Origin of the sequence: Mesorhizobium sp. M7A.F.Ca.ET.027.03.2.1 (genome assembly GCF_003999175.1) — a bacterium.
Lineage (GTDB): Bacteria > Pseudomonadota > Alphaproteobacteria > Rhizobiales > Rhizobiaceae > Mesorhizobium.
In genome coordinates this window covers 1-564 of record NZ_RZOM01001803.1, presented here as the reverse complement: position 1 = coordinate 564, position 564 = coordinate 1, and the positions used below count along the sequence as shown (strand labels likewise).

The 564-nt window shown below is 67.2% G+C and carries 1 protein-coding gene; it reads right to left on the bottom strand.

What is annotated here, in order from left to right:
- On the bottom strand, positions 1 to 564 hold a 564-nt coding region (locus EN750_RS38165; RefSeq protein WP_189526856.1), incomplete at both ends, for a toprim domain-containing protein.

Here is a 564-nt window from a genome sequence, read left to right as displayed (position 1 = left end):
GGGCATCCTCCGGGACAAGCTGGTCGCTGAGCCATGCCGCGAGATGGGCCGGGCCGAGATGACGCAGATCGTCGTTGAAGTCGCCGAGCTGCGGCCTCAATACCAAGGCGAGAATCCCGGCCTCGGCTGCGCGCTGGCTGAGACGCTCGATGCCGTGCCGGCCGGCGGCGTCGGCATCGGCTGCGATGTAGAGGCGACGGCAGCCAGGCGGGAAGATCAGGCCGGCGAGGTGATTGGCCGAGGTGGCGGCTGCCACCGGAAGCGCCGGCATGACCGTCCGGAGCGACGCCATCGTCTCAAGGCCCTCGCCGGCGGCCACAACCGGGACTGGTGCACGGGGCTCGTGGCCTAGCCAGATACCATTGCCAAACAGGTGACCCAGCGAGCGGCGTGGATCGGCGAGTTGCGCCTTGCCTTGACCCGAGGGATCAAGCCAAGTGCGCTGTAGGCCTGTGATCTGCCCGTCGAAGTTGGTGACAGCAGCAATCAGGGCAGGAAGCGTCCGCGTCTCGCCCGTAAAGAGATCCCTGTAGTAGCAGCCGGGATGGAAACGCAGGGCACGCT